The 26,669-nt window shown below is 60.4% G+C and carries 23 protein-coding genes and 1 pseudogene; 19 read left to right on the forward strand and 5 right to left on the reverse strand.

Annotation, left to right across the window (positions count from 1 at the left end; all coding sequences use genetic code 11):
• The first annotated feature begins 6 nt into the window (after positions 1-6).
• The 4 genes from ACFSR7_RS32120 (at position 7) to ACFSR7_RS32135 (ending at position 2,185) form a co-directional block, all read left to right on the forward strand.
• The gene (locus tag ACFSR7_RS32120) at positions 7-465 is read left to right on the forward strand and encodes a cell division protein SepF (RefSeq protein ID WP_378168694.1); all 459 of its coding nucleotides are present in this window, start codon (positions 7-9) and stop codon (positions 463-465) included.
• Positions 466-482: 17 nt separating this feature from the next.
• Positions 483-767, forward strand: coding sequence for a YggT family protein (locus ACFSR7_RS32125; protein WP_378168806.1), 285 nt, complete (start codon positions 483-485; stop codon positions 765-767).
• A gap of 20 nt (positions 768-787) precedes the next feature.
• A complete protein-coding gene (locus tag ACFSR7_RS32130) occupies positions 788-1,573 on the forward strand; it encodes a YlmH family RNA-binding protein (protein ID WP_378168696.1) in 786 nt (261 codons plus the stop codon).
• Positions 1,574-1,672: 99 nt separating this feature from the next.
• Positions 1,673-2,185 (forward strand): DivIVA domain-containing protein, encoded by a 513-nt coding sequence (locus ACFSR7_RS32135; protein WP_378168698.1) that lies wholly within the window; start codon positions 1,673-1,675, stop codon positions 2,183-2,185.
• Between the two features lie 214 nt (positions 2,186-2,399).
• Here ACFSR7_RS32135 and ACFSR7_RS32140 read toward each other — a convergent pair whose 3' ends face one another.
• A complete protein-coding gene (locus ACFSR7_RS32140) occupies positions 2,400-2,531 on the reverse strand; it encodes a hypothetical protein (RefSeq protein ID WP_378168700.1) in 132 nt (43 codons plus the stop codon).
• An 83-nt stretch (positions 2,532-2,614) separates the two neighbouring features.
• On the opposite strand from ACFSR7_RS32140, the gene ileS reads away from it, so the two are divergent.
• Complete coding sequence (gene ileS, locus ACFSR7_RS32145; RefSeq protein WP_378168702.1) at positions 2,615-5,716, forward strand: isoleucine--tRNA ligase; 3,102 nt, start codon at positions 2,615-2,617, stop codon at positions 5,714-5,716.
• Positions 5,717-5,922: 206 nt separating this feature from the next.
• Positions 5,923-6,288 carry a DUF5665 domain-containing protein gene (locus tag ACFSR7_RS32150; protein WP_378168704.1) on the forward strand — a complete coding sequence of 122 codons (366 nt, stop codon included), beginning with the start codon at positions 5,923-5,925 and terminating at the stop codon, positions 6,286-6,288.
• Between the two features lie 87 nt (positions 6,289-6,375).
• On the opposite strand, the gene ACFSR7_RS32155 is transcribed toward ACFSR7_RS32150, so the two are convergent.
• Positions 6,376-7,119, reverse strand: coding sequence for a TraR/DksA C4-type zinc finger protein (locus ACFSR7_RS32155; RefSeq protein ID WP_378168706.1), 744 nt, complete (start codon positions 7,117-7,119; stop codon positions 6,376-6,378).
• A 222-nt stretch (positions 7,120-7,341) separates the two neighbouring features.
• Here ACFSR7_RS32155 and lspA point away from each other — a divergent pair, with 222 nt between their 5' ends.
• From lspA to ACFSR7_RS32220, 13 genes are all read left to right on the forward strand, one after another.
• On the forward strand, positions 7,342-7,872 hold the full coding sequence (gene lspA / locus ACFSR7_RS32160; RefSeq protein ID WP_378115427.1) for a signal peptidase II: 531 nt from the start codon (positions 7,342-7,344) through the stop codon (positions 7,870-7,872).
• 52 nt (positions 7,873-7,924) lie between these two features.
• Positions 7,925-8,875, forward strand: coding sequence for an RluA family pseudouridine synthase (locus tag ACFSR7_RS32165; protein ID WP_378168807.1), 951 nt, complete (start codon positions 7,925-7,927; stop codon positions 8,873-8,875).
• A gap of 132 nt (positions 8,876-9,007) precedes the next feature.
• Positions 9,008-10,261, forward strand: a complete 1,254-nt coding sequence (locus ACFSR7_RS32170; RefSeq protein ID WP_378168708.1) for an LL-diaminopimelate aminotransferase — start codon at positions 9,008-9,010, stop codon at positions 10,259-10,261.
• Between the two features lie 241 nt (positions 10,262-10,502).
• Positions 10,503-11,102 (forward strand): bifunctional pyr operon transcriptional regulator/uracil phosphoribosyltransferase PyrR, encoded by a 600-nt coding sequence (gene pyrR / locus ACFSR7_RS32175; RefSeq protein WP_378168710.1) that lies wholly within the window; start codon positions 10,503-10,505, stop codon positions 11,100-11,102.
• 52 nt (positions 11,103-11,154) lie between these two features.
• Positions 11,155-12,474 carry a dihydroorotase gene (locus tag ACFSR7_RS32180; RefSeq protein WP_378168712.1) on the forward strand — a complete coding sequence of 440 codons (1,320 nt, stop codon included), beginning with the start codon at positions 11,155-11,157 and terminating at the stop codon, positions 12,472-12,474.
• Between the two features lie 5 nt (positions 12,475-12,479).
• Positions 12,480-13,625, forward strand: coding sequence for a glutamine-hydrolyzing carbamoyl-phosphate synthase small subunit (gene carA / locus ACFSR7_RS32185; RefSeq protein WP_378168714.1), 1,146 nt, complete (start codon positions 12,480-12,482; stop codon positions 13,623-13,625).
• Positions 13,612-16,827, forward strand: coding sequence for a carbamoyl-phosphate synthase large subunit (gene carB / locus ACFSR7_RS32190; protein WP_378168716.1), 3,216 nt, complete (start codon positions 13,612-13,614; stop codon positions 16,825-16,827). Before carA ends, carB begins: the two co-directional genes overlap by 14 nt.
• A gap of 127 nt (positions 16,828-16,954) precedes the next feature.
• Entirely contained in the window at positions 16,955-17,698 is a 744-nt protein-coding gene (gene pyrF / locus ACFSR7_RS32195; RefSeq protein WP_378168717.1) for an orotidine-5'-phosphate decarboxylase, read from the forward strand.
• Positions 17,695-18,348 carry an orotate phosphoribosyltransferase gene (gene pyrE / locus ACFSR7_RS32200; RefSeq protein ID WP_378168719.1) on the forward strand — a complete coding sequence of 218 codons (654 nt, stop codon included), beginning with the start codon at positions 17,695-17,697 and terminating at the stop codon, positions 18,346-18,348. Before pyrF ends, pyrE begins: the two co-directional genes overlap by 4 nt.
• Positions 18,349-18,739: 391 nt before the next feature.
• Positions 18,740-18,991 (forward strand): hypothetical protein, encoded by a 252-nt coding sequence (locus tag ACFSR7_RS32205; protein WP_378168720.1) that lies wholly within the window; start codon positions 18,740-18,742, stop codon positions 18,989-18,991.
• Between the two features lie 408 nt (positions 18,992-19,399).
• Entirely contained in the window at positions 19,400-20,443 is a 1,044-nt protein-coding gene (locus ACFSR7_RS32210; RefSeq protein ID WP_378168722.1) for an ABC transporter ATP-binding protein, read from the forward strand.
• Positions 20,440-21,258 carry an ABC transporter permease gene (locus tag ACFSR7_RS32215; RefSeq protein WP_378168724.1) on the forward strand — a complete coding sequence of 273 codons (819 nt, stop codon included), beginning with the start codon at positions 20,440-20,442 and terminating at the stop codon, positions 21,256-21,258. Before ACFSR7_RS32210 ends, ACFSR7_RS32215 begins: the two co-directional genes overlap by 4 nt.
• Positions 21,259-21,262: 4 nt before the next feature.
• Complete coding sequence (locus tag ACFSR7_RS32220; protein ID WP_378168726.1) at positions 21,263-22,048, forward strand: ABC transporter permease; 786 nt, start codon at positions 21,263-21,265, stop codon at positions 22,046-22,048.
• A 1,029-nt stretch (positions 22,049-23,077) separates the two neighbouring features.
• Here ACFSR7_RS32220 and ACFSR7_RS32225 read toward each other — a convergent pair.
• The 3 genes and pseudogenes from ACFSR7_RS32225 to ACFSR7_RS32235 all read right to left on the reverse strand — a co-directional run.
• Positions 23,078-23,641 (reverse strand): annotated as a pseudogene (locus tag ACFSR7_RS32225) (Ig-like domain-containing protein); the annotation flags it as partial.
• Positions 23,642-23,842: 201 nt separating this feature from the next.
• Positions 23,843-25,810 carry an ABC transporter permease gene (locus ACFSR7_RS32230; RefSeq protein WP_378168728.1) on the reverse strand — a complete coding sequence of 656 codons (1,968 nt, stop codon included), beginning with the start codon at positions 25,808-25,810 and terminating at the stop codon, positions 23,843-23,845.
• Positions 25,785-26,561, reverse strand: coding sequence for an ABC transporter ATP-binding protein (locus tag ACFSR7_RS32235; RefSeq protein WP_378168730.1), 777 nt, complete (start codon positions 26,559-26,561; stop codon positions 25,785-25,787). The genes ACFSR7_RS32230 and ACFSR7_RS32235 overlap by 26 nt, the downstream gene beginning before the upstream one ends.
• Positions 26,562-26,669 lie beyond the last annotated feature (108 nt).

Below are 26,669 nucleotides of genomic sequence, written 5' to 3' on the forward strand. Positions count from 1 at the left end.
ATTATGATGGGCGTAGTTAACAAGTTCTTGAACTATCTCGGCCTTCAGGACGAACAAGAGCGGGACCGGGAGCGGGAAGAGCCGCTGGGATACGAGGATGAGCCGGAAGTTGAAACCTCGGCCTTCGAGCCGCGTAAACCTACGGGGAAGAATAATATCGTGAGCATCCATTCCCAGAAAAACGTTCGGGTCATTTTGACGGAGCCGCGTACCTACGACAACGAAGCGCAGGAAATCGCCGACCATCTGAAATCCAGACGATCCGTCGTCGTGAACCTGCAGCGGGTGCGCAGGGATCAGGCGATCCGGATGGTGGATTTCCTGAGCGGTACGGTTTATGCGCTCGGCGGGCACATTTCCAAGCTCGGTCCGAACATCTTTTTGTGCACGCCGGATTCGGTCGAGATTACGGGGACGATCTCGGAGCTTCTCGCGGAGGATGCCGATTACACTAAAATGAGGTGACAGCAGCATTGACGGCTTTGGATCAGGTCATTAATTACCTGTATAGTTTGCAGCTCATTTACAGCTGGCTCATCTTAATCTATGTGCTGATGTCCTGGCTGCCTAATGTGAGGCAGAGCTACATCGGCGAGCTGCTCGGCAAGATCGTAGAGCCTTATCTAAAGCCATTTCGCAAGATCATTCCGCCGATCGGCGGCGTGTTGGACATCTCGCCGATTGTCGCCTGGTACGCGCTGAAGTTTTTGGTGAGGGGCCTTGAAGAGGTCATTCGCTTCCTTGCCGGACTGTTCGGCGTGTCCTAAAGGGAAAGGACCGGACCAGCATGAGCAAGAGCGATATTTACGCACATTTCCTTCCTGACGAAAAGTCCTTCGTGGACCGCGCCTGGGAGTGGGTCGAGCGGGCCGCCGAGCAGCATGAGCTTCGGCGTACCGATTTTCTCGATCCGCGCCAGGCGCATATTTTGTATGCGCTGGCCAACCGGCACCCGGACGCCGCGATCCGACTCGAGGGCGGCTATGAAGGCGCGGAGCGGGTCAGAGCGCTCATCGCCCCGGATTACCGGCCGCTCGAGGGCGAGGATGCCGGCATCGTCGTGCTCGATATCGCAAGCGACGACCGCCGGCAAGCCGAGCTCGATCATGGCGATTACCTCGGGGCGCTGCTCGGCCTTGGGATCAAGCGGGAGAAAATCGGCGATATCCATGTCCGCGACGACGGATGCCATGTGCTGATCGCCAGCGAGATCGGCGATTTCCTGCGCTCGCATCTGAAGCAGGTGCACCGACTCGAGACGTCGGCGTCGGTACTGCCGCTGGACCGGCTTCTTGCCGTGCCGGTGAAGCTTGAGGAAAGCGCGATCTCCGTGGCCTCGATGCGGCTCGACGGCATCGCGAGCGACGTGCTGCGCGTCAGCCGCGCGAAAATCATGGATCCGATCCGCGCTGGGCGCTGCCGGGTGAACTTCAAAACGGTGGAGGATCCGTCCGCACAGCTGCGAGAGGGCGACATCGTATCGTTCAAAGGATTCGGAAGATTCCGCGTACTGGAGGCCGAAGGCATCTCGAAAAGCGGCCGGATTCGCTTGCGTATCGGCAAATATGTGTAGAATCAAGCAGGAATTTCGCGTCTCGCGTCGAATCTGCCTTAGATAGCGATCTAGCGAGCTGTCGCGGATCAAGAACACGATTCACGGGAGGAACGGCCAATGCCATTGACGCCATTGGATATTCATAACAAGGAATTCGGGCGCAGATTGCGCGGCTACGACGAAGACGAAGTGAACGAATTCCTCGACCAGATCATCAAGGACTACGAAGCGATGATCCGGGACAACAAAGAGCTTCAGAACCAAATCGTCGGCCTGCAGGAGCGACTCGGCCACTTCGCGAATATCGAGGAGACGCTGAGCAAGACGATTATTGTCGCGCAGGAAGCGGCCGACGAGGTCAAGAGCAATGCCAAGAAGGAAGCCCAGCTCATCGTGAAGGAAGCGGAGAAGAATGCAGACCGCATCATCAACGAATCGCTCTCCAAGTCGCGCAAGTATGCGCTTGAAGTAGAGGAGCTGAAGAAGCAGGCGGCGATCTACCGTGCGCGATTCCGCACGCTCGTGGAGACGCAACTCGACCTGCTCACGCAGGACGGCTGGGAGAAGCTTGAGCCGCCGGAGTCCCGCTCGCGGGACAATGAGCCGCGGGTACGCGAGATTGTAGAGTAGACGATAGTTGATCGAAAAAGATGGGCGAACGCCGATTTGACAAATCGGCCTCTTCGCCGTATAAATGGGTTATACGCGTTAACGTCGATGACGGGAACGGCGTGCGGATGAACCATCCCAGAGAGTTGGCGGCTGCTGCGAGCCAACGTTGGACGCCGCATCGCCTATCCTCCCCGAGACGCCGATCCGAACGTCCGGCACTTTGCCCGGATCATTAAGACCGGCCGGTTCTTCCCACGTTACGGGATACCGGATCGACCGCCATGCCTAACGCATGCCGGATGTCCGGCTTGAGCGCCGCGTCCGTCGCATGGACAGGACTGCGGCTGAACAAGGGTGGTACCACGAGAGATGTCTCGTCCCTTTTACGGGGGCGGGCTTTTTTTATTTTCAGAATCGATTACAATTCACGAGAAAAGGATGATGGTCATGCGTCGCGTGGACGTCAAAGAAAAAGCCCGCAGCCGCGAGCTGCGCGTACTGAAGCAATGGAAGGCCGAGGATACGTTCCGCAGATCCATCGAAAACCGCAACGGCAAGCCGAACTTCGTCTTCTACGAAGGCCCGCCTACCGCGAACGGCAAGCCGCACATCGGACATGTGCTCGGCCGCGTCATCAAGGATTTCGTAAGCCGCTACAAGACGATGTCCGGCTATCGCGTCACCCGCAAAGCCGGATGGGACACGCACGGCCTGCCCGTCGAGCTCGGCGTGGAGAAGCAGCTCGGCATCTCGGGCAAGCAGGAGATCGAGAACTACGGCGTCGAGCCGTTTATCAAAAAGTGCAAAGAGAGCGTGTTCGAGTACGAGCGCCAATGGAGAGAGCTCACCGAGGCGATCGGCTATTGGACCGACCTCGATAATCCGTATATCACGCTGGATAACAAATACATCGAGAGCGTATGGCACCTGCTGTCCGCGATCCATGGCAAAGGCCTGCTGTACCGCGGTCATCGCGTCAGCCCGTATTGCCCGGACTGCCAGACGACGCTAAGCTCGCACGAGGTTGCGCAGGGCTACGAAGACGTCAAGGACTTGACCGCTACCGCCAAGTTCAAGCTGAAGGACAGCGGCGAGTTCGTCCTGGCCTGGACGACGACGCCTTGGACGCTGCCGTCCAACGTCGCGCTGGCCGTGCATCCGGATATCGAATACGTGCGCGTCAGCCAAAACGGCGAGACGTACATCGTCGCCGGCGCGCTGGCCGATAAAGTCATGAAGGGCGAATACGAGACGCTCGGCACCATAAAAGGCAAGGACCTCGTCGGCTTGGCTTACGAGCCGCTTTTCCCTTATGCGGGCGGACCATTGGACGGCGCTTACCGGATCATCGACGCGGCATTCGTCTCCGACGCGAGCGGTACGGGTATCGTCCACATCGCGCCAGCGCACGGCGAGGACGACTATCGCGTCGCCCGCGAGCACGGTGTACCGATGCTGCAGCTCGTGAACGGACAGGGCCGCTATACGGACGAGGTGAAGGGCTTCGCCGGACGCTTCGTCAAGGATCCGGAGGTCGACATCGATATCGTGAAGTCGCTGTCGGAGCGCGGCCTTTTGTACCACAAGGAAAAGCACGAGCATAGCTACCCGTTCTGCTGGCGCTGCAAGACGCCGCTGCTGTACTACGCAACCGAGAGCTGGTTCATCAAGACGACGGCGGTCAAGGAACAGCTGATCGAGAACAACAAAAGCATCGCCTGGTATCCAGAGCATCTGCGCGACGGCCGGTTCGGCAAGTTCCTCGAGGATCTGGTGGACTGGAACATCAGCCGCAACCGCTACTGGGGCACGCCGCTGAACGTGTGGACCTGCGACGACTGCGGCGCGGAAAAATCGCCGGGCAGCATCGCGGAGCTGCGCGCTGCGGCCGTGGGCGAGGTCGCCGAGGACATCGAGCTGCACAAGCCTTACGTTGACGCCATCGAGCTGCGCTGTTCATGCGGCGGCACGATGCACCGGACGTCGGAAGTCATCGACGTCTGGTTCGACAGCGGCTCGATGCCGTTCGCGCAGCAGCATTATCCGTTCGAGAACATGGAGCGCTTTGAGGAGCAATACCCCGCGGACTTTATCTGCGAGGGGATCGACCAGACGCGCGGCTGGTTTTTCAGCTTGCTGGCGGTGTCTACGCTGTACAACGGCAGGGCGCCATACAAGTCGGTCATCTCGACCGGCCACGTGCTAGACGAGAACGGGCAGAAGATGAGCAAATCCAAGGGCAACGTCATCGATCCCTGGGACATCATCGAAGAATTCGGCACCGACGCCTTCCGCTGGGCGCTGCTCGCCGACAGCGCGCCTTGGAACAGCAAGCGTTTCTCCAAGGGCATCGTCGCGGAAGCGAAGTCCAAGGTCGTCGACACGATCGTGAACACGCATGCGTTCTACGCGCTGTATGCGACGATCGACGGCTACAAGCCGGAGGAGCACGCGGCAAGGCCGTCGGAGAGCAAGCTGGACCGCTGGATCCTGTCGCGTCTCAACTCGCTCGTAGGCGCCACCGTCGAAGGACTCGACGCCAACGATTTCCTTAACCCGGCAAAACGCATCGAAGCGTTCGTCGACGAGCTGTCCAACTGGTACGTGCGCCGTTCCCGCGACCGCTTCTGGGGAAGCGGTCTGGGCGAGGACAAGGTCGCGGCTTACCAGACGCTCGGCACCGTGCTGCTGACCTTGTCGAAGCTCATCGCGCCTTACCTGCCGTTCCTTGCCGAAGATCTGTACGGCAACCTCGGCGGCAAGGGCAGCGTCCATTTGGCCGACTACCCGATTGCCGACGCCGGCGCGATCGACGATGCGCTCGAACGCGATATGGAGACGGCCCGCGGCATCGTAGAGCTGGCCCGCAACGTGCGCAACGAAACGGGCCTCAAGACGCGCCAGCCGCTATCCGAGCTCCTCGTCGCGCTGAGCGTGCCGTTCGACGCCGCCGAGTACGAGGAGATCGTCAAGGACGAGATCAACGTCAAGGCCGTCACGCTTGTGACCGAGGATAGCGGATTCGTCGATTATACGCTCAAGCTGAACCTGAAGCTGGCGGGCAAAAAGTACGGCAAGCACGTCGGCCCGATCCAGGGCAAGCTGAAGTCGCTGTCGGCGGAGGAAACGCGCGCGATCGTGTCGAGCGGCGAGCTGGCCTACGCGTCGCCGGAAGGCGAAGCACTCGCCGTCACGCTCGACGAGCTGCTCGTCGAGAAGCAGGCGAAACCGGGCTTCGCGTCCGCCTCCGGCGGCGGCATCACCGTCGCGCTCAACACGGAGCTGACGCCTGCGCTCGTACAGGAAGGTATCGTGCGCGAGGTCATCCGAGCCGTACAGGACCAGCGCAAAAAGCTCGATCTGCCGATCGAGCAAAGAGTCGGCCTCGTGCTCGAGGCGGACGCAGAGACCGAGGCGGCGCTCCGCGCCTATGACGGCGTGCTGCGCGACAACGTGCTCGTCAACGACGTTTCGTTCGGACGCACCGATGCGACGGAGACCGTGCAGGCCGGCGAGCTACGGATCGGCATCGCGATCGTAGCGGGCTAAGCGACGGCCCTGCTCTGGCCGAGTCTCGGCGAAGCTTCTGCGCCAGATACCCGTCCGCTCCGCAGGCGTATGAACCGCCGCCATTTGTGCCAACCTGAATAAGAGCAGGAAGCGATAACGAGTCCTGTCCGCAAGCGAACGCGAGGCCATTCGGCCAGTCGTTCCGGCGGCAGGGCTCGTTTTTGCGCGGGAGGCAGGAGAGCGGCATGAGCGAGAATAAGCCGGGCGCGAGGTCGGACGCCCGGATGAAGACGCTGGCGGAAGAGGCGGGGGCGCTGCGGCGTATGCTCGAGGGATTGTCCAAGCGGCTGGACGAATTGGCCGTGCAGATGGAGAAGGCGCAGCTTAGAGATTATGTAAACCTGATGAGCAGGCCGTGGCAGCTTATATGGCGCAATTGGCTGTCGGGCATCGCCAGGGGCGTCGGCATCGCGCTGGGCTTTACATTTTTTGCGGCTACGATCGTATGGCTGCTTCAAATACTCGGTGCGCTGAATTTGCCGATCATCGGCGACTATATTGCCGAAATCGTCAAGATCGTGCAGCGGCAGCTGGAAATCGAGCATTATTGAGGAGCCGTTATGCGTCTGCCCCCTGCGATTGCGAGATCGGATGCGATAACGAACGGACGCCCGCCCAAAGGCAGGCGTCTTGTTCCTTTAATCGTTCGTTTGTTCGTCGGACCAAACGTCCGGCTCCAGCAAGCCTTCGCCTTCGTGCGACTCGAGGTACCTTCGATAGGCGCTATTTCGCACGATCCCGCTCGAGTGACCGGTAATATCCGCAGAGAGAAAGCTTTCGATGGGCTCCACGAAGCCGTCGTTTTCATCCGATTCGATGTAGAGCGCGCCGTAATCGTCGTTGTTGTTGCCTTCGGCCATGGCCGGACTGTCCGAGTTGCCCCAAGATTCGACGATCTGCCAGGCGTCTTCGCCGTCGAAGCCGTTCTGCTCGTCGCTCTCGTCCATGCTGGTGCGCCCGAACGGCGGATGCAAGAACAGCTCTTCGGCCGGGCGGCCCTCTTTTTCCGCCTGAAGCGGCTCGTGCTCGACGCAGTACACGGCGGTCGGCATCGCGTCGAGCCGCTTCGTTGGAATGAATTTGCCGCAGGCTTCGCAAATGCCGTACTCGCCCGTGTCCATGCGGCGGACGGCCGCTTCTATTTTTTCCAGCGTCAGCGCCTCGCGTTCAAGCAAGGCGATATCTTTGGCCCGCTCGAACGTCTCCGTGCCGGCGTCCGCGGGATGATTGTCGATGCCGCTCAGATCGCCCGTGGCGTCGCGGTAGCTATCCGTCAGGCCGAAGTGCCCGTTCGCGCCGACGCGGCTCTCGATATCGGCCCGAAGATCCAAGAGCCGGCGGCGCTGCTGGGACATGTAGCTGTCGGACAACGTACGATGCATGCCGATCCCTCCTCGATTTTGTCGCGTAGCGACAAGGCGTTCCATACGAAAGCTAGTTTGCTCGCGCGGGCGGATAATCATGTCGGACCAAGGGAGAGCATCTATTGGCGGCGCTGCCGTGAATTGGCGAAAGACGTTGGACGCCCGCTCCGGCGGTATGTTAAAATCAGTGCATTCGGCCAAAGCGGTCAGAATCATTCGCGGAAGGGCGGCAATCCGGACATGCAACGACGTCAAATCGGCTTATGGGTGTACTACCTTGCAGCTGCGATCGTATTCGCCATCGATTACGTATCCAAGAAGCTCATCGAGCACAACCTGGAACTGAACGAGCAGATCAAGGTCATCGGCAACTTTTTCCTCATCACGTTTATTCACAACCGGGGAGCGGCTTTCGGCATTTTGCAGGAGCAGCGCTGGTTTTTCCTGCTGATTACCGTCGTCGTCGTGAGCGCCATCGTCATCTATTTGAACCGTTCTCACCGGAACAACAGAAGGCTGATGCTCGCTGCGTTGTCGCTCATTCTGGGCGGAGCGCTCGGCAACTTTCTCGATCGCGCGTTTTACGGACAAGTCGTCGATTTTCTGCAATTCAATTTCGGATCTTATACGTTCCCGATCTTTAATATCGCCGATTCCGCGATCGTCGTCGGCGTATGTCTGATTATTCTCGATTCGCTGCTCACGCCAGCACCGACACAGGAGACCAAGAATGAACAACAGAACGAACCGAGCGAACACCAGCCGGTCTGAAAATGAAGAAATTACTTTAACGGCGCCCCCGGAAGGGGAGCGTCCGTTCGTGATGCCCGACGATGACGAGGAAAGCGCTGCGGGCACATTGTCCTGGGAAATCGGCGAAGAAGCCGCGGGACAGCGGGTCGACAAGTTCTTGGCCGGCGCGATCGGAGACGAGTCCGTGTCGCGGTCGCAGATCCAGGATTGGATCCGCGACGGGCAGGTCCGGATTGGCGGCATGAAGATCAAGCCGAACGCCAAGCTGCACGCCGGCAGCGTCTTGACCGTAGACGTGCCCGACGCGGCGCCGATCGAGGCGCAGCCGGAAGACATTCCGCTGAACGTCGTCTATGAAGACGGGGATGTCATCGTCATCGACAAGCCGCGGGGCTTCGTCGTGCATCCTGCGCCGGGGCACGCCTCGGGCACTGTCGTCAACGCGCTGCTGCATCACTGCCGCGACCTGTCGGGGATCAACGGCAGCCTGCGTCCGGGCATCGTCCACCGGATCGACAAGGATACGTCCGGCCTGCTCATGGCGGCCAAAAACGATCTGGCGCATGCATCGCTCGCGCAGCAGCTCAAGGATCACTCCGTTACGCGCCGCTATACCGCGCTCGTATACAGCAACGTGCCGCATGACCGCGGGACGATCGACGCGCCGATCGGGCGTGACAGCAGCGACCGCAAGCTGTTCACGGTTACGGAAAAAGGCGCAAAGCGGGCGGTAACCCATTTTACGGTAATCGAGCGCTTCGGGGACTACACGCTGGTCGAGCTGCAGCTCGAGACGGGGCGTACCCACCAGATCCGCGTTCATATGAAATATATCGGACATACGATCGTCGGCGACCCGTTCTACGGCGGCCGCGCGGGCCGTACGCTTGGCATGGAGGGACAAGCGCTTCATGCGGGCGTGCTCGGCTTCGATCATCCGCGCACCGGAGAGCGGCTCCTTTTCGAAGCTCCGCTTCCCCAGGATATGGAGCATGCGCTGTACATGCTGCGCACGCGTTAGATTTTTCGCGCTAGAATTTCTGCAAATGATCGACGGATTTGTCCATGGCGGCGGGGGCCCTTTTTAAGGCATATTGATACCATAGCAAGCGATCCCATCACACGTCCGCCATCGGACAAGGAGTGTCGTCAAGTGAGCGTCGAACAATATCAAGGAACCTTCATTCAGCAGCAATTTGCGGACCGCATCGGCGGCGCGAATTACGGCAAAGATACGAACATTTACAAGTTCGAAAAGATCAAGCGCGCCAAGGCTGCGGCCAAAGCTGCATTTCCCGATATCGAGTTGATCGATCTCGGCGTCGGCGAGCCCGACGAGAAGGCCGACGACGGCATCATCGCCAAGCTCGCCGAAGAAGCGGCCAAGTCCGAGAACCGCGGCTATGCCGACAACGGCATTCCCGAGTTCAAAGCTGCCGCCGCGAAGTACCTCAAGGAAGTCTTCTCGGTAGACGGCATCGATCCGGTCACCGAGATCGTCCACTCGATCGGCTCCAAGCCGGCGCTTGCGATGATGCCTTCCGCGTTCATCAATCCGGGCGACGTCGCCATCATGACGGTACCGGGTTATCCGGTGCTCGGCACGCACACCAAGTATTTGGGCGGCGAAGTCTACAACATCAAGCTGACCAAGGAAAACAACTTCCTTCCCGATCTGTCCGCCATTCCGGCCGACATCGCGAAGCGCGCCAAGCTGTTGTACCTGAACTACCCGAACAATCCGACCGGAGCTGCCGCAACGCCCGCGTTTTTCGCGGAGGTGGTCGAATGGGCGAAGAAAAATGAAGTCGTCGTCGTGCACGACGCGCCGTATGCCGCGCTCACCTATGACGGCGTGAAGCCGCTCAGCTTCCTGTCCGTCCCGGGCGCCAAGGATGTCGGCGTCGAGCTGCACTCGCTGTCCAAGTCTTACAACATGACCGGCTGGCGGATCGGCTTCGTCGCGGGCAACCCGCTGATCGTGAAGGCGTTCAGCGACATCAAGGACAACAACGACTCCGGCCAGTTCATCGCCATTCAAAAAGCTGCCGCTTACGGCCTTGCGAATCCGTCGATCACCGAAGCGATCGCGCAGAAGTATTCGCGCCGTCACGACCTGCTGGTCGCCGCGCTGAACGAAATCGGCTTCAAAGCCGAAAAGCCGAAGGGCTCGTTCTTCCTTTACGTCGAAGCGCCGAAGGGCATTAAAGGCGGCCAGCGCTTTGAGACGGGCGAGGATTTCTCCCAATTCCTCATCCGCGAAAAGCTGATCTCTACGGTTCCGTGGGATGACGCCGGCCACTTCGTGCGTTTCTCCGTCACGTTCCTTGCCGCCGGCGAGGAAGAAGAACGCCGCGTCATCGGCGAGATCAAGCGCCGTCTGACGGACGTCGAATTCGAATTTTAAGGTTTGGCTTAGGCGGGGGCTTTCGAGCCCCCGCTTTTTGTTGACAGTCCATGTCGAAAATGCGATAATGAGAACCAATGAAACCGTACCTTTAATTCAGTCCCGTGAGACTGGCAAGGTGGCGCGAATACTATGGATGAGATCCGACGCGGATCGTACTTGGACCGGCTATGCGGTCCGGTTCCCAGCGTCATCATCTTCGTATGTCCCGACCTCCTTGGCTAGCCAAGGAGGTTTTTTGATGCCGTCTTACCGAGGAGGAGGCGCACCCGTGCAGGAATCCCCGAACATCATTATGGACGAGGCTGCCATCCGCAGGGCGCTGACGCGGATCGCGCACGAGATTTTGGAGAAAAACAAAGGGATCGAAGGTTGCGCGATCGTCGGCATCCGGACGCGGGGCGTCTATCTGGCCCGAAGGATCGCCGAGCGGATCCGCGAGATCGAAGGCAATCCGATCGCGGCATGCGAGCTCGACATTACGCGGTATCGCGACGATCGCCCAATGGCGGACGGGGCGGCGGCCGGTGTCGTGTGCGGCGACGGAGACCGCCCGTTCGACGTGAAGGACAAGCGCATCATCCTGTTCGACGATGTGCTTTATACGGGACGCACGATCCGGGCGGCGATGGACGCGCTCATGGATTGCGGACGCCCGCAGTCGATCCAGCTGGCCGTCCTCGTGGATCGCGGTCATCGCGAGCTGCCGATCCGGCCCGACTACGTCGGCAAAAACGTACCGACGTCGAAGCACGAGCAGATCGAGGTGTCGCTGACGGAGTTCGACGGCGACGACCGGGTGATGATCAAGCATCCGCGGGAAGCGGAAGTCGGCGGCTGAGCATTTTGAACGGGCAGAGCTGCTTTACTAGCAAAAGGAGGAAGGAAATCCTTTGACGACGACCTGGATACTTAACGGACTTACAATCGATCCAAAGACCGGAAATACGGTCAAGAAGCACTTGAAATTGGAGAACGGCCTGGTCGCGCAATGGCTCGACGGTTCCGCTGCGCCGGACGTAGGCAGCGCCGAGGTCATCGATGCCGCCGGCAAGCTCGTATCGCCCGGATTGATCGACATGCACGTGCACTTGCGCGAACCCGGCTTCGAACATAAAGAAACGATCGCAAGCGGCACGGCTTCGGCGGCGAAAGGCGGCTTTACGACGATCGCCTGCATGCCGAACACGCGGCCCGTCATCGATACGCCGGACACGGTGAAGCTGGTGCTGGACAAGGCCCAGGCCGCTTGCGGCGTGCGCGTCCTCCCGTACGCGGCGATCACCAAAAACGAGCTCGGCCGCGAGCTCACCGACTTCGAATCGCTTAAAGGCGCAGGCGCGATCGGCTTCACGGACGACGGTGTCGGCGTGCAGAACGCGCAAATGATGAAAAACGCGATGGCGCTGGCCAAGTCGCTCGACATGCCGATCATCGCGCACTGCGAGGACGATTCGCTGGTCGTAGGCGCCGCGGTATCCGAAGGCGAATTTGCCAAAAGGCACGGGCTGAAGGGCATTCCGAACGAATCCGAAGCGATCCACGTCGGACGGGACATTTTGCTGTCGGAGGCGACGGGCGTGCACTATCACGTCTGCCACGTCAGCACCGAGCAGTCGATCCGACTGATCAAGCTTGGCAAGTCGGTCGGCGTGAACGTCACCTCGGAGGTATGTCCGCACCACCTGCTGCTGTCGGACGAAGACATCCCGGACAGCATGGACACGAGCTGGAAGATGAACCCGCCGCTGCGAACGCCGCGTGACGTGGAGGCTTGCATCGGGGCGCTCGAGGAAGGGACGATTGACATTATCGTCACCGACCACGCGCCGCACAGCGAGGAAGAGAAGGCGAAGGGCATGGAGCGCGCACCGTTCGGCATCGTCGGCTTCGAGACGGCGTTTCCGCTCCTGTACACGAAATTCGTCAAGACCGGCCGCTGGACGCTCGGGTTTCTGCTGAGCCGGATGACGAGCGATCCTGCCCGGGTGTTCGGGCTGACGACGGGGACGCTTGAAGTCGGGGCGCCTGCGGACATCACGCTGATCGATCTGGAAGGCGAGCGCGAAGTCGACCCGGCGAGCTTCCTGACGAAGGGGCGCAACACCCCGTTCACGGGCTGGAAGCTGTCGGGCTGGCCGACGCTTACGATAGTCGCGGGCAAGACGGTCTGGAGCGAAGAACAAGGCATACTTAAAAGCAGCGAGGAGTGATCGGGATGCAAGCGAGACTTTTACTTGAAGACGGCACCCTGTTTACGGGGCAATCGTTCGGCGCGGAAGGCGCGTCGGTGGGCGAGGTCGTATTTAATACAGGCATCACAGGATATCAGGAGGTCATCTCGGATCCGTCGTATTGCGGGCAGATCGTCACGATGACGTTTCCGCTGATCGGCAACTACGGCATCACGCGCGACGACTTCGAGTCGGTGCGGCCGTTCATCCACGGCTTCGTCACGCGCCGCTACGAGGAAGTGCCGAGCAACTGGCGCGCCCAGGATTCCCTTGGCCATCTTCTTAAAGAGTACGGCATCATCGGCATCAGCGAAGTCGACACGCGCATGCTGACGCGGATCATTCGCCGCCATGGCGTAATGAAAGGCATTCTGACGACGGGAAGCGAGCGCGTCGAGGAGCTGCAAGAGCGCATGGGCTCGACGCCGCTGCCGCGCAACCAGGTTGCCTGGACGTCCACGAAAAACGTATTTTCGAGCCCGGGCACCAAGGAACGTATCGTGCTGATCGATTACGGCGCGAAAAGCGGCATCCTGCGCGAGCTGACGCAGCGCGGCTGCGACGTTATCGTCGTGCCTCACAACACGACGGCCGACGAGATTCGCCGCCTGCACCCGGACGGCATCCAGCTGTCCAACGGCCCCGGCGATCCCAAGGACGTGCCGGAGTCGGTCGAGACGGTCCGCCAGCTGCTCGGCGAATATCCGATCTTCGGCATCTGCCTCGGTCACCAGCTGTTCGCGCTCGCTTGCGGCGCCGACACCGACAAGCTGAAGTTCGGCCACCGCGGCGGCAACCACCCGGTCAAGGAGCTCGAATCCGGCCGCTGCTACATTACTTCGCAGAACCACGGCTACACGGTCAAGGAAGAGTCCGTCGCGGGCACCGACCTCGTCGTGACGCATATCAACAACAACGATAAGACGATCGAAGGCCTGAAGCACGCCAAATTCCCGGCCTTCAGCGTCCAGTACCATCCGGAAGCCGCTCCCGGACCGTTCGACAGCAGCTATCTGTTCGACCAGTTCCTGGAGATGATCCGCGAGCACAAGCTGAAAAACCCCGAACGCCCGCGGCAAGCGCAACTGTCGGAGATGCTGAGAGGAGAACTGCAGTATGCCCAGAAATAATGAACTCAAAAAGATTCTCGTCATCGGCTCAGGTCCGATCGTTATCGGCCAGGCGGCCGAGTTCGACTACGCAGGTACGCAAGCTTGCCAGGCGCTGAAGGAAGAAGGCCTTGAGGTCGTCCTGATCAACAGCAACCCGGCCACGATTATGACCGATACGAACATGGCCGACAAAGTTTACATCGAACCGATCAACCTCGAGTTCGTATCCCAGATCATCCGCCAGGAACGTCCTGACGGCTTGCTGCCGACGCTCGGCGGCCAGACGGGCCTCAATATGGCCGTCGAGCTGGCGCGCGCGGGCGTGCTTGAAGCCGAAGGCGTCAAGCTGCTCGGCACGCAGTTGACCGCGATCGAGAAGGCTGAGGACCGCGACCTGTTCCGCGACCTGATGCGCGAGCTCGAGCAGCCGGTACCGGAGAGCGTCATCGTCACGACGGTCCAAGAATCGGTCGATTTTGCCAACGAGATCGGCTACCCGGTCATCGTGCGTCCGGCTTATACGCTGGGCGGCACGGGCGGCGGCATCTCCGGCAGCGAAGAAGAGCTGCGCGAGATCGTGGCGAACGGCCTTCGCTACAGCCCGATCGGCCAATGCCTGGTCGAGAAGTCGATCGCCGGCATGAAGGAAGTCGAGTACGAAGTCATGCGCGACGCGAACGACAACTGCATCGTCGTCTGCAACATGGAAAACTTCGATCCGGTCGGCGTGCACACGGGCGATTCGATCGTCGTGGCGCCTAGCCAGACGCTGTCCGACCGCGAGTATCAGATGCTGCGCTCGGCTTCGCTCAAGATCATCCGCGCGTTGAATATCGAAGGCGGCTGTAACGTACAGTTCGCGCTCGATCCGCACAGCTTTCAATATTACGTCATCGAAGTCAATCCGCGCGTCAGCCGTTCCTCGGCGCTCGCCTCCAAGGCAACGGGCTACCCGATCGCCAAGATGGCGGCCAAGATCGCTGTCGGCTACACGCTCGACGAGATCGTCAACCCCGTTACGGGACAGACGTACGCTTGCTTCGAGCCGACGCTGGACTATATCGTGAGCAAAATCCCGCGCTGGCCGTTCGACAAGTTCACGGACGCCAACCGCAAGCTTGGCACCCAAATGAAGGCGACCGGCGAAGTGATGGCGATCGGCCGCACGTTCGAGGAGTCGATTCACAAGGCGGTTCGCTCGCTCGAGATCGGCGTGCACCGGCTGTTCCTGAAAGGCGCGGAAGAGCTTGACGAAGAAACGCTGACGACGCGTCTGGCCAAGGCCGACGACGAGCGCCTGTTCCTGATCGCCGAAGCGTTCCGCCGCGGCTGGAGCCTGCAGCACATCCAGGACACGACGAGCATCGACTGGTGGTTCCTCGATAAGATCGAACGCATCGTCTCGTTCGAGGACGTCATTCGCCGCGAGCCGGGCCTGACGCCTGAGACGCTGTACAAGGCGAAGCGCATGGGCTTCACGGACCGCGCGATCGCCGAGCTGCGCCGCGAGGGCCAGGGCGCGTCCGCCGCGCTGACGGTCGAAGCCGACATTCGCGAGCACCGTCTCGCGCAAGGCCTCAAGCCGGTATACAAAATGGTCGATACCTGCGCGGCCGAGTTCGAAGCGACGACGCCTTATTACTACTCGACGTACGAGACGGAGAACGAAGTGCTCCCGAGCGACAAGCAAAAGGTCATCGTACTCGGCTCCGGGCCGATCCGCATCGGCCAGGGCATCGAGTTCGACTACTCGACCGTGCACGCCGTATGGGCACTCCGCAACGCGGGCTACGAAGCGGTCATTATCAATAACAATCCCGAGACGGTATCGACCGACTTCAACACGTCGGACCGCCTCTACTTCGAACCGCTCTTCTTCGAAGACGTCATGAACGTTATCGAGCAGGAGCAGCCGCTCGGCGTCATCGTCCAGTTCGGCGGCCAGACGGCGATCAACCTGGCGGGTCCGCTGTCCAAGGCAGGTGTGCGCATCCTCGGCACCTCGCTCGACAGCATCGACGAAGCCGAAGACCGCAAGCGTTTCGAAGCGCTCCTGCGCGGACTCGAGATCGCCCAGCCGAAGGGCAGCACCGTCACTTCCGTCGACGAGGCGGTCGGTACGGCGCAGGAGCTCGGGTATCCGGTGCTCGTACGTCCTTCGTACGTCCTCGGCGGACGCGCGATGGAGATCGTCTACTCCGACGAAGAGCTGCTCGCCTACATGAAGGTCGCGGTCAAGATCAATCCGGAGCACCCGGTCCTGATCGACCGCTATATGCTCGGCAAGGAAATCGAAGTCGACGCGATCTGCGACGGCGAGACGGTGCTCATCCCGGGCATCATGGAGCATGTCGAGCGCGCGGGCGTCCACTCCGGCGACTCGATCGCGGTGTATCCGCCGCAGACGCTGTCGGACGACATCAAGCAGCAGGCGGTCGACATCACGATCCGCATCGCCAAGGCGCTCAAGACGGTCGGCCTGGTCAACATCCAGTTCGTCGTCTGGCAGGAGAAGGTATACGTGATCGAGGTTAACCCGCGCTCGTCGCGTACCGTACCGTTCCTGTCCAAGGTCACGAATATCCCGATGGCGAACCTGGCGACCCGCGCGATCCTCGGCGAGAAGCTGGCCGACCTGGGCTACAAGGACGGCCTGTGGCCGGAAGACGAGCACGTATCGGTCAAGGTGCCGGTGTTCTCCTTCGCCAAGCTGCGCCGCGTCGACCCGACGCTGACGCCGGAGATGAAGTCGACGGGCGAAGTCATGGGCCGCGACCGCCACTTTGCCAAGGCGCTGTTCAAGGGTCTGATCGGTTCGGGCATGAAAATCCCGCAGTCGGGCTCGATCATTGCGACGGTCGCCGACAAGGACAAGGATGAAGCGATCGCGATCCTGCGCGGCTTCTACAACCTCGGCTACAAGCTGATCGCCACCGGCGGTACGGCCGACGCGCTCGAAGCGGCCGGCATGCGCGTTAAACGCTGCAACAAGCTGAGCGAGGGCTCGCCGAACATCGTCGACCTGATCCGCACCGGCCAGGCGCAATTCGTCGTCAACACCCTGACGAAGGGCAAGACGCCGGAGCGCGACGGCTTCCGCATCCGCCGCGAGGCGGTCGAGAACGGCGTCGTGTGCCTCACGTCGCTCGACACGGTGAGCGCGCTGCTGCATATGCTGCAGGCGCTGCGCTTCTCCAGCGAACCGATGCCGGTTTATTAATAATAACGCGCCATGCCCGGTCTTCCGCCAGCTTCATCGGCGGCGGATCGGGCTTCTATATGGGCGAAAGACGGGAAAAAGCCGTAAAAACGAGTTCAAAACCGAGATGGAAAGGCGGAAGAAGACGATGACTTTAACGCTGACGCGCAAGGAAGCTGCGGCCAAGATCATGGTCGGGCTGGACAAGCCCGACGCCGAGGCTGCGCTGCAGGTCGCAAGCCGGTTAGAAGGCACGGGCTGCTGGGTCAAGGTCGGCATGGAGCTGTTCTATGCGGCCGGACACGAGATCGTGCGGGAGCTGAAAAAGCGCGGCTTCAAGATCTTCCTCGACCTGAAAATGCACGACATTCCGAATACGGTGCGCGGCGGCGCGCGCAGCATCGCGCGCATGGGCGTTGATATGTTTAACGTCCACGCGGCCGGCGGCAGTGCCATGATGCAGGCGGCGATGCAGGGCGTGCGAGACGCCGTCGAGGCTGGCGAAGCGCAGGCGGCGCCGCTCGTCATCGCCGTCACGCAGCTGACGAGCACGAGCCGGGAGACGCTGAACGGCGAGATCGGCATTGCGGGCAGCGTAGAGGAAGCGGTCGTGCGCTATGCCGTGCTGGCCAAGCACGCAGGGCTGCAGGGTGTCGTCGCCTCGCCGCTCGAGGTCGAAGCGATCAAGGCCGCCTGCGGCGAGGGCTTCCTCACGGTGACGCCTGGCATTCGCCCGGCCGGCGCCGCGCTCGGCGATCAGCAGCGCGTGACGACGCCCCGCGAAGCGGTGGACGGCGGCACGGACTATCTCGTCATCGGCCGTCCCATCGTCGCTGCGCCGGATCCGGCGCACGCATTCGAATCCATTTTGAAGGAGCTGACCGAAGCATGAGCGAATCTGTTGACCTTGCGCAGCTGCCGGCCGTTATCGCCGGTGCGCTGCTCGACATCGGCGCCGTATCGCTGCGCCCGCAGGACCCGTTCACCTGGACGAGCGGCATCAAGTCGCCGATCTACTGCGACAACCGGCTGACGATGTCCTACCCGGCGATCCGTCGCACGATCGCGGAAGGCTTCGCGGCGATCATCCGCGACAAATACCCGGACTGCGAGGCCGTCGCCGGCATCGCGACCGGCGGCATTCCGCATGCGGCATGGATTGCCGACATTCTCGGTCTGCCGATGCTGTACGTACGCGACAAAGCCAAGGGGCACGGCAAGACGAACCAGATCGAAGGCCACTTCAAGCCTGGGCAAAAGGTCGTTCTGATCGAGGACCTGATCTCGACCGGCGGCAGCTCGCTTAAGGCAGCCGTCGCCGTACGCGACGCCGGCTGCGAAGTACAGGGCGTCATCGCGATCTTCACATATCAATTCCAGAACGCGCTGGACGCATTCGCCGCCGAGTCCGTGCCGCTCGACACGCTGTCGAGCTACAGTGCGCTGATCGACGTGGCGCTTGTGCGCGGCGCCGTCCGCGAGCAGGACGTTGCGCTGCTGCAGGAATGGCGACAGGATCCGAAGGCTTTTGTCTGGGCTTAGTCGTCGAGTCGCTGGCATCCGGCCCGTACTCGCAATTGCAAAAAGGATGAAGCAGCCGTGCGCCGCTTCATCCTTTTTTTATAACCGCCATCCGGAAGAAAGCCGGTTCCCTGCAGATTCCGTGCAGCAGCTTTTTCCGCGTCAATCCGGTGGCGAAGGATCAGCGGGGACGGCTGAACGGCCGACCGCCTGCTGCCGAAGCCTGCGTCCGTCGGATCATTCGAATTTGAAGGCGAGCTGCTGACCGAGAATTTCCGTTTGATGATCAACTTTTAATGCCCGGCCGCTTCAGTTGTTGATTCAATCCGCTCTCACCGGGTTAATGAAGATCAATACGGTGCAAACGAGAAGCTGGAACGAAATAGATAACAACGACAAAGAGAGGCTGATTATGACCATGAACACCGACATCTACCAACAACTGTTGACCGAGACCGAGGATCTGCTCTACCGGGTGCGCATTTACGACCGCGACATGGTTCATACCGATGAGATTATCGAGATGGATCGGACGCACGAAATGATCGGCAGCCTGCGTTGGATGGGCGAGAGCGAGATGTTCCGCACCAAGGCGATCGAGAAGCTTATCCGGATGCGCCACCGTCTGCTGACGATGATGGAAGATCTGCTGTTCACCGCTTAAAATATGACCTTCGGCATTCCGCTGCGGCAGCGGATCATGTCCGAAGGTTTTTTATGCGGGTTTTAAGCTACATATCTTCTTATCGACCGCTTCTGTCGCTTTAATCGCTTCAATCGCCTCGATGAAATGATTCGATGCCCGTTATCGATTTCGTTCATCCGAGAAAACGACGAAACCGGTTGTTCATAAGCCGGAAGGCTGGTAATATCTATCATCAAACGGAAGGGTTTCTAGGGAGCCGACGCCATTCAGCCAGCCGGGCGGTCGAACCGAGCGAGACCGATGAGGCGATAGCCTCTTTACACCGTAGGGATAAAAGACCTTCGGCAAGTTCCGCCATGAGGCGGGTTTGCTGCGGGTCTTTTTTGGCTTGACCGCCGTTGCGATTCGGATAAGGGGGGATCGGGGATGAAACTGGCACTCGAGGCGAGGGCGCTCGGCAAGACATTCAGAGTGAAGGAGAAGCGGGCGGGACTGCGGGGCAGCCTGCGGTCGCTCGTTGCGCCGGAATGGAAAGAAAAAATTGCGGTCGACCGCATCGATCTGTCGGTCGAGGCCGGGGAGACGGTGGCGCTGCTCGGCCCGAACGGCGCCGGCAAATCGACGACGATTAAGATGCTGACCGGCATTTTGCATCCGACCGCCGGAGAAGCGAACGTAGCGGGACTTGTGCCATGGCGGGAGCGGACGAAGCTGGCCTACCGGATCGGTACCGTATTCGGGCAAAAGTCGCAGCTATGGTACCATCTGCCGCCGATCGATACGTTCGAGCTGATCAGCCGGATTTACGAGCTGGACCGGGGCGATTATGCGAAGCGCCGGGACCGTCTGGTCGAACGGTTCGAGCTCGGGCCCTATTTGCATACGCCCGTGCGCAAGCTGTCGCTTGGAGAGCGCATGCGCTGCGAGATCGCAGCTTCCTTTCTCCACCGTCCGCAAATATTATTTCTCGACGAACCGACGATCGGACTCGACGTCGTGGTCAAAGATCGCATTCGCGAGATCATACGCGAGCGCAACCGCGAGGAGGAGACGACGGTCTTCCTTACCTCTCACGATGCCGGAGACGTCGAAGAGCTTTGCTCGCGGGCGATCGTCATCCACCACGGCGGCGTGCTGGTCGACCGGCCGGTCGCGCTGCTGCGGCGGGAGCTGCTTCGCAGCAAGACGGTTACGGTCACGCTTGCGGATACCGAGGAGCCGGCTCCGATTGCCGAATGGTTCGGCCGACGGGCGTGGGCGCCGCTGCCCGAAGGCACCGAGCTGGCTGCGATCGACGGGAGGCGCATCCGTCTGACCGTCGACCTGGCGCATACGGACATGAATCAGCTGCTGGCCTCGTTGACGCAAGCGGCGCGCATCGCGGATCTGACCGTCGAGGATCCGACGCTCGAGGATACCATCAAGCACATTTACGGCATGGAGAGGACGAAGGGAGGCGTTTCGACTTGATACAAGCCGCTCGCATCCTGCTAGGCACCGGCCGCAAGCAGCTCGCGGTCGTACGGATTGCCCTTCGCCAGCAATGGGCCTACAAGGCGGACTTTCTGCTCCGAGCCAGTTTTCTGCTGCTGATCCTGTATGTGCTCGGGCAGCTTTACGGCGCGGCGTACGAGGGGGAATACGACCGGGCGATCGGCGGCTTCACGCTCCGGCAGATCGTCTGGTACCTCGTATTCACGGAGGCGATTACGCTGGCCGGACTGCCTGTCGGCGCAAGAATCGAGGAGGAAGTCAAAAGCGGGGACATCGCCGTCCGTCTGACGAGGCCGCTTTCCTATGTCGGCTATCATTATGGCTCCTACCTGGGAGAAGGCGCTTTGCGGTTTTTCGTTCTGCTGGCGGCGGGCGGGCTGGTCGCCTGGCTGTCGGTCGGACCGCCTGTGCTAGGTTACGGGCTGTTAGCCTATTTTCCGCTCGCGATGCTTGGTCTGACACTATCGTTTTTAATGACGGCGGCCGTCGGATTGTGCGCATTTTGGGTTGAGGAGACGCGCGGGCTGGAGTTCGTGCTGCAAAAGCTGACGTTTACGGCAGGCGGAATGCTGATCCCGATCGATCTCATGCCCGAATGGCTGCAGCGGATATGCGCATGGCTGCCGTTTCAAGCGGCGCTGTATTTGCCCGCCCGTCTTGGCGTCCGGTTCGACTTCCACGAGCTGCTGCGGGCATGCTTGCTTCAGCTAGGATGGATCGTCGCGCTGGCCCTGCTCGTCGCTTTTATTTTCAGGAGAGGAACGGGAAAGCTCCATGTCAACGGAGGATAAGCGAATGGCGGGTACCGTCCGTTTCCTGCTGGCGAGTTGGAAGGTCAATCTCGCATCGGCATTGGAATACCGGCTCAGCTTCTTTTTGCTGGCGGGCATGATGTTCGTCAACAATGCGATTTGGCTGTTTTTCTGGTATTTGTTTTTCGGCAGATTCCCAGTCGTCAGCGGATGGGAGATCGGGGACGTCATGCTCCTGTGGGCAGTCTCCGCAGGCGGCTTCGGATGGGCGAGCGTGCTGTTCGGCAACTTTCCGCGCGTCGCGACCATCGTATCCTCGGGTCAACTGGACGTGTATCTGTCCCAGCCGAAGCCGGTTCTGCTGAACGTACTGACGAGCCGGATGTCCGTTACGGGCGCAGGCGATTTCGTTTTCGGCCTGATCGTCTTTTTGTGGGCGGGCGATCTTACGCCTAAGGGCTGTCTGCTGTTCGCCTGCGCGCTGCTCGTCTCGGGGGTGTTGTTTATCGGAGTCATGGTGATCGCGGGTTCGCTGGCTTTTTGGATCGGCAATGCGGAAGGCATCGCGAGCCAGGTATTCGGCAGCTTCGTTTCATTGACCGTCTATCCGACCGGCATCTTCCGCGGCGCCGCCAAGATCATTTTGTTCACGGTCGTTCCCGCCGGCTTCATCGGTTATATGCCGATCGGCCTCATGCGGGATTTTAATCCGGCGTTTGCCGCGGCTGCTTTTGGCGCGGCCGCCATTTTCTTCGCTTTTGGCGCCTTTCTGTTCCGCGCGGGTCTCGCCCGGTACGCTTCCGGCAATGCGATGGCGATGCGCAACTAAGCGGGACGTTTGGGCATACGAAAAAATCTCCCCACGGGCAGCAGGCGTCTGGAGATGTCCGGCCGGAGCGCTGTTCCGCCAACAGGCGAGGGGCAAGACGGGCACGCCGGGCAGAATGCCGGACGTGACGCCGCGGACGAGATCGACGTAGTAGATGCTGGGGGCGGCGATGCCCCGACCGTCCGTCACTTCGACAATGGCCGTTCCGGGAATTCCGGACGCCTGCGTGACGGTCACGGTATCGTTGGGGTCGGCGGCCGTCGCCGCAACGATCGGCACCGATCGGACGGCTAACGGCAGTTCGCTTGCATATTTGGTTTTGTACGCAGCGAAGCCTTGCAGCGGGACGCCTCCGAGCGTGATCGACGACAGCGTCGCGACCGGCGACGTATCGACGGACCAGTCCGAGAGCGGAATGACCGCGGGCGCTGCGGTTGGAATCGCCTCGGCGGCAGACAGCGGCGTGAAACGGACGGCGATCGTGACGAGTCCGCGCGCTTCCGGCAGATGAATCGCGAGCTTACGCTGCTTCGTATTTTGCGCCTGGACGGCGGGATAAGGCGAAGAAGGCAGCGGCTCGGCTCGCCGATCCCCGAATTGCCCGTCAGGCGTGAGCAACTGTGCATAGAGCCGCTTGCCGTCCTGCTCGAGCACGGCGCTTCTCCGGTCCGCCGATAGCGTGATCGAAGCTTCGGTATGCATGAACCAGTACAGATCGGACTGCTTTTTCAGCTGCAATTCGTCCTGCAGCAGATAGCTGCGCGATGCTCGCCGAATTGCAGCCCGCGCCTCGTCAAAACGGCATCCTGCGAGTAGGCGGACGTCATATCGACGATCGATTAACCGCCCTCGGGCTTCGAATCGTAGGCGATGATCGGCGCTATGGCGTCGATCTCCCTGGTCCGGTCCGTCTCCTGGATTGATGACGAGCGTATTCGAGCCTTCCGCCCGTTTTCGGTAGTAGTCATGCCGAGATGCGAGCGCTGCAATCAGTTCCGAGCCGGGCGGACCGACGTAGACGACGACGCTGGTTCGGTCCGTGCCGCCGTGGCCGTCACTAACCTCGATCATGAAGCTGTTGTAGCCCGTATATCCGGCATCTGGCGCATAGGACCAGCGGCCGCCCGGCTGCACGGTCGCCGTCCCGTACGCGGGCCCGGATGCGCTGTCTGGCGCCAGGCCGAACGTCAGCGCCTCGCCGTCCGCATCGGTCGCCGACACGATCGTATAGTCGTTCGATAGAACGACGTCACGCGTCGTGCCTGCGTTGATTTGATTTTTGGCCATGACCGGCACGTCCTCGACGTGGAGCACGACGAGATCGGCAGCCGAGAAGCCGTAATGGTCATGGCCGTCCGTAATAAGCAGCGTGAAGGCGTCTTTGCCGTTATAGTCGGCATCCGGGCAGTAAATCCAGTAGCCGTCCTGTTGAATGGTGGCGGTCCCGTGCGCCGGCATCTTCAGCGATCGGCTGTCCGCGCCGGGCGCGGCATGATACAGCTCTACAGTGACCGCAGGCGCGACGGGCGTGAGGGAGGCGTCCGTCCAGATGCTCCAGACGTTGGCTTTTCTGGCGGTCCAGCATAAAGCCATTCGCGTTTTTCGGTCCACGACTTTAAATCATCTTTATGTCTTTTAGACCCGAATGGCAAAAACAGCCGAATTTCGTGTATCGTTTCGATCCTTGCACTTTCAACTAAATGAAAGAGACCTCCGACATCCCTCGCAGGAAGGCAAAGGACAGGAGGTCTTTTTAACAAAATGTTGTACCGTTATCCCGAATCCGCTTGACGTCTATTCCGTCGCCGTGCGGCCGCCGCTGCGGATGCTCCGCAAATAAGTGGTGCAAGTTACGGCGAAGTAGGCGGCCTGCATAACCAGATAGATGGCAAACACGACGGCTGCGTACTTGAGGATCGGACTGCCGAGCAGGTTGCCCAGCGCCTGAATCGCGAACAAGGCATGGACGCTGCCGGCGATGCAGGGGATGAGGAAGACGAGTCCGACCTGGGTGACGACGATCCGCCGGATCTCGGCGGCGGTCATGCCGATGCGGGACAGCGCCTTGAACTGCGCCTGATCTTCCTGCAGCTCCGTAAACAGCTTGAAGTAGATGAGGCTGCCCATCGCAATAAAAAAGAGCAGGGAGATAAACAGACCGATGAACAGCGTCAGCGAGATCGATTGATTGGTGGAAACGTAGCTCGGCACGCGATACGTCTGCGCTTGGGATTCGAAGGCCGGATCAATCTTTTTTACGATTTTTTGTACCGTGTCTTCGCTATGCTCCCAATTCGACCAGTCGTAGCCGTAGCTGACGAGCCGGCTGTCGGCCGGCGCCGATGCGCTTAACCGAGCGAAGCGGGCATCGTCTATGACAAGCAGATAGGTCGCAAAAGAGACAGGGCTTGCGACGGCGCCCGCGAATTGGTCGGCCAATTGCAGCTTGACTGTCTCATTGCCCAGGGCTAGGCGGATCGCGCCATTCTGGATGGGACGATAGCTTTCCATCTCTTGATATGGCAGGATCAGCACGGCATTGTCGCCGGCAGGGGCTGCCGGCTTGCGGCCGAGAAGTTTGGCCTCGCGGTTATAGTCGCTCTCGGAGACGATCATTACTTCGAAACCTTTGTTTTTGGCCGCGGCTCCAGCCGAGGAATCATCCTTCGCGAGCCCTTCCCCGAGCAACCCGGACAGCTTTTGCTGCCGGGTGACATGGAGCCCGTCTTCGCGGGCCATTCGCTCCACCTCGCCGGGGGCGATAACCTGATGGGCGTCAGCGCCTCGTTCGACGAAGCCGATCGCAAAAGGCGCGTGTTCGAGGATTTGCGATTTTTGCAGCTGCTGCAGCACGTAGACGGTGCCCGAGGCGGATAGGACGACGGCGCTCATGACCGTGATCACGAACAGAAGACGCGCGTTGTCTTTCATTTTGTAGACGAGCTGCGAGACGCTAAGCATATTCGTTCGATCATAGTAAAACCGCTTGCGGCGCATCAGCAGACGCAAAATTGCGACGCTGCCCTGGGCGTATAAAAAATAAGTGCCGATGACCGTAAGGCCGACAACCGGAAGCGAAAGGAAGAGGAAGGTGCGTGCGTTCATCGACAAAGCGAGCGCGTAGCCGCCTCCCAGCGTCACGAAGCCCGCGACCGCGGCCCAAACGGACAGGCGCGGCTCCGGCTTCGGCTTGCGGGCTTCGCACAGCAGCTCCACGATCTCGGAGCGGCCGACCCGAAACAGCGTAAGCAGGGTGATGATCATGAATAAGGCGAAGAAGCCGACCGCCGTCATCCATAAAGCCGCGGGAGGCACCGCAAAACGGATCGTCTGGCCGGAATTAAGCAGTGCGCCGAGGGCCAGGAAAAACAGCTTGCTGAACAGCATGCCAAGGCCGATGCCGGCCACGATGGACACCGCGGCGATGAACGCGCTCTCGTACAGCACCATTTTACGGATTTGGCCGCGCGTCATGCCGAACAGCGTGAATAGTCCGAATTCCTTTTTGCGCGTCTTCATGAACGCCGAGTTCGAGTAGAGGACAAAGAAAAACGAGAAGACGATGATCAGAAATTCGCAGGCGAGCATGCCTTGCTTCACTTGAAGCGCGCCTTTGATCTCCCCGCTCTGGACGTCGGGATGAAGCAGAAAAGCGGCATAGAGGTAGAAAATAAGGACGGAGAACACGCTGCTCAAAATAAAAGCGCTGTAAGCGCGCCAATTGCCGCGGACGTTGCTAAGCGCGAGCGAACGGAACGTCATCGAAATTCCCTCCCAGCACGCTCAAGGCATCCAGAATTTGCTGGAAAAACGCCTGCCGGTTCACGCCCCGGCGAATCTCCGAAAACAGCTTGCCGTCCTTGATGAACAGGACGCGCTTGCAGTAGCTCGCAGAAAACGGATCGTGCGTGACAAGCAGCACGGTCGCGGCCAGACGCTCGTTCAGATCCTGCAGCGCGTTCATGACGTCCTTGGCGGACTTGGAATCGAGATTGCCCGTCAGCTCGTCTGCGAGCAGCAGCGACGGCTCGTGAACGATCGCCCGCGCAATCGCCGCGCGCTGCTTTTGGCCGCCCGATACTTCGTAGGTGCGCTTGTTCAGGATGTCCTGGATGCCGAGCAGCTCGGCGATCGGGCGCAGCTTCTGCTCGATGACCGCCGGCTTCGCGCCTTCAAGCACGAGCGGGAGAATGATGTTTTCCTTGATCGGCAGCGTATCGAGCAGATTAAAATCCTGGAAGACGAAGCCGAGCTCGCGCCGGCGGAACAAGGCGATATCCCGCTGACTTAAACTTACGGGATTCGTCCCGCCAATCTCGAGCGTTCCGGACGTCGGCTTGTCGATCGTGGCGAGCAGATTGAGCAGCGTCGTTTTGCCGCTGCCCGACGGACCCATGATGCCGACGAATTCCCCTTTTTCGACGCAAAGATCGATCTGGTCGAGCGCATGGTAGGCGACGCCGCCTTTGGCGCCGTACACCTTGGATAAGCCTTGCGTTCTAAGCACTTGCATGTGGGTGAACCCTCCTGCCTGTTATCTTTATGCCTCAAGTATAGCGGCGTCGGGAGGGCCGGCCCATCGATTTTGCTTGCATTTGCGGCGCGATTACCTTACAAAGTT

It is taken from the genome of Cohnella sp. GCM10020058 (assembly GCF_042683485.1).
Lineage (GTDB): Bacteria > Bacillota > Bacilli > Paenibacillales > Paenibacillaceae > Cohnella.

Bases quoted from the DNA above. Each gene is read 5' to 3' on its own strand.
- ACFSR7_RS32120 (WP_378168694.1), top strand. From the start codon at position 7: ATGGGCGTAGTTAACAAGTTCTTGAACTATCTCGGCCTTCAGGACGAA.
- ACFSR7_RS32130 (WP_378168696.1), top strand. From the start codon at position 788: ATGAGCAAGAGCGATATTTACGCACATTTCCTTCCTGACGAAAAGTCC.
- ACFSR7_RS32135 (WP_378168698.1), top strand. From the start codon at position 1,673: ATGCCATTGACGCCATTGGATATTCATAACAAGGAATTCGGGCGCAGA.
- ileS (WP_378168702.1), top strand. From the start codon at position 2,615: ATGCGTCGCGTGGACGTCAAAGAAAAAGCCCGCAGCCGCGAGCTGCGC.
- ACFSR7_RS32150 (WP_378168704.1), top strand. From the start codon at position 5,923: ATGAGCGAGAATAAGCCGGGCGCGAGGTCGGACGCCCGGATGAAGACG.
- ACFSR7_RS32155 (WP_378168706.1), bottom strand. From the start codon at position 7,119: ATGCATCGTACGTTGTCCGACAGCTACATGTCCCAGCAGCGCCGCCGG.
- lspA (WP_378115427.1), top strand. From the start codon at position 7,342: ATGCAACGACGTCAAATCGGCTTATGGGTGTACTACCTTGCAGCTGCG.
- ACFSR7_RS32165 (WP_378168807.1), top strand. From the start codon at position 7,925: ATGCCCGACGATGACGAGGAAAGCGCTGCGGGCACATTGTCCTGGGAA.
- pyrR (WP_378168710.1), top strand. From the start codon at position 10,503: ATGCCGTCTTACCGAGGAGGAGGCGCACCCGTGCAGGAATCCCCGAAC.
- carA (WP_378168714.1), top strand. From the start codon at position 12,480: ATGCAAGCGAGACTTTTACTTGAAGACGGCACCCTGTTTACGGGGCAA.
- carB (WP_378168716.1), top strand. From the start codon at position 13,612: ATGCCCAGAAATAATGAACTCAAAAAGATTCTCGTCATCGGCTCAGGT.
- pyrF (WP_378168717.1), top strand. From the start codon at position 16,955: ATGACTTTAACGCTGACGCGCAAGGAAGCTGCGGCCAAGATCATGGTC.
- pyrE (WP_378168719.1), top strand. From the start codon at position 17,695: ATGAGCGAATCTGTTGACCTTGCGCAGCTGCCGGCCGTTATCGCCGGT.
- ACFSR7_RS32205 (WP_378168720.1), top strand. From the start codon at position 18,740: ATGACCATGAACACCGACATCTACCAACAACTGTTGACCGAGACCGAG.
- ACFSR7_RS32210 (WP_378168722.1), top strand. From the start codon at position 19,400: ATGAAACTGGCACTCGAGGCGAGGGCGCTCGGCAAGACATTCAGAGTG.
- ACFSR7_RS32220 (WP_378168726.1), top strand. From the start codon at position 21,263: ATGGCGGGTACCGTCCGTTTCCTGCTGGCGAGTTGGAAGGTCAATCTC.
- ACFSR7_RS32230 (WP_378168728.1), bottom strand. From the start codon at position 25,810: ATGACGTTCCGTTCGCTCGCGCTTAGCAACGTCCGCGGCAATTGGCGC.
- ACFSR7_RS32235 (WP_378168730.1), bottom strand. From the start codon at position 26,561: ATGCAAGTGCTTAGAACGCAAGGCTTATCCAAGGTGTACGGCGCCAAA.